Here is a 1,590-nt window from a genome sequence, read left to right as displayed (position 1 = left end):
GTCGGCCTCACCCAGGTCCCCGGGCGCCGCGACTGGCTGATCGACAAGGTCTTCGTGCGCCGCGGCGGCGGCGGGCTGCGCCGGCGGCGGACGGGCGAGACCCTGACCGTGGAGTGGTCGGCGGTGAGGTGGGACGGGCCGGGGGGCAGCCGCTCGCGGAACGGGTGGCCGGCCGTCTGGCCGGGATGTCCCCGCTGGCCACCGAGGTGCTGTGCGGCACCGTCGAGGGAAGCCCGGTGCTCGGCGGCGGCCTGGTGACGGCCCTGGACGCGGCACGGCGGGAGCTGTTCACCCCGCGGTGAGACGCGGTGACGGGGTGACGCGGTGAGACGCGGTGACGGGGTGACGCGGTGCGAACGGCTGCCGCCGCGGGGGCGGTTCGCCGGTGCGGGGCCCCGGCGGGCGTCCAGGCCCCGCCGGCGCCCGCCCCGTTCGCCGGTGGCGCCGGAACCCCTCGTCCCGGCTCGTCTCCGCGTCCACCGCACGGCCTCCGCCCTGCCCTTACGCGGCGCTCCGTCCGCGGCCCTCCCGGGAGACGGCCCCTGTGAGTCAGCCCACAGCCCTTCCCCGGCGCCGCTCGACCCGGACATGGCACACTGGTCGCGTACCAACGTCAAGCGCACTCCGGGGTCGGTGAAAGTCCGAACCGGCGGTTACAGTCCGCGACCCGACCGCTGCCAGCGGCCGGTTGACCAGGTGAAATTCCTGGACCGACGGTTAAAGTCCGGATGGGAGGCAGTGCGCGGCGGGCCGCGAGACGGCCGGTACGCCGCCGCAGGCGGATCCTCGGGCGCCCACCGCGGGCCCCGGATCCGGCCCGCCGCCCGGCGTACCGCCCGCCCCGCGAGACCGCTCGTTTTCCCGTACCGCCCCGGAGTCCGTGCCCGAAGAGGCAGGAGGACCCGGTGGCCACCGAAGCCGCAGCGCCCACCGCGCGGGAGCGCGAACGCGACGCCATGCGCCGCGCCGTCGCCCTCTCCGCCCGCGGCCTCGGCTCCACCAGCCCCAACCCCGTCGTCGGCTGCGTCGTCCTCGACGCCGCCGGGCGGATCGTCGGCGAGGGCTGGCACCGGCGCGCCGGCGGCCCCCACGCGGAGGTCCACGCCCTCGCCGAGGCCGGCGAGGCGGCCCGCGGCGGCACCGCCGTCGTCACCCTGGAACCCTGCGACCACACCGGCCGCACCGGCCCGTGCAGCCGGGCCCTGATCGACGCCGGCGTCGCCCGGGTGGTCTACGCCGTCGCCGACCCCACCCCCGCCGCCCGCGGCGGCGCGGACACCCTGGCCGCCGCCGGGATCGACGTCGAGGGAGGCCTCCTGGCTAAGGAGGCCGCCGAGGTCAACGCGCCCTGGCTGACCTCGGTGCGCCTGGGCCGCCCGTACGTGCGCTGGAAGTACGCCGCCACCCTCGACGGCCGTACCGCCGCCGCCGACGGCACCAGCCGCTGGATCACCTCCGGCGAGGCCCGCGCGGACGTCCACCGGCTGCGCGCCGGGGCCGACGCCGTGCTCGTCGGCTCCGGCACCGCCCGCGCCGACGACCCCCACCTCGCGGTGCGCGGCGTCTCCGGCGCCGTCCAGCCGCTGCGCG

General features: G+C 78.4%; 2 protein-coding genes and 1 riboswitch. Both genes read left to right on the top strand.

Annotated elements, in window-relative coordinates:
- The first annotated feature begins 128 nt into the window (after positions 1 to 128).
- On the top strand, positions 129 to 302 hold the full coding sequence (locus ACLIYP_RS30385) for a hypothetical protein (protein WP_412716290.1): 174 nt from the start codon (positions 129 to 131) through the stop codon (positions 300 to 302).
- A 313-nt stretch (positions 303 to 615) separates the two neighbouring features.
- Positions 616 to 746: riboswitch (FMN riboswitch) on the top strand.
- Between the two features lie 210 nt (positions 747 to 956).
- Positions 957 to 1,590 (top strand): bifunctional diaminohydroxyphosphoribosylaminopyrimidine deaminase/5-amino-6-(5-phosphoribosylamino)uracil reductase RibD (gene ribD, locus ACLIYP_RS30380; protein ID WP_412716289.1); only part of this gene is annotated, 634 nt, incomplete at its 3' end.

This window comes from Streptomyces nanhaiensis (assembly GCF_046614825.1).
Taxonomy (GTDB): Bacteria; Actinomycetota; Actinomycetes; order Streptomycetales; family Streptomycetaceae; genus Streptomyces; species Streptomyces radiopugnans.
The sequence above is the reverse complement of the archived record's forward strand: the minus strand, read 5'-3'. Positions and strand labels throughout refer to the sequence as shown.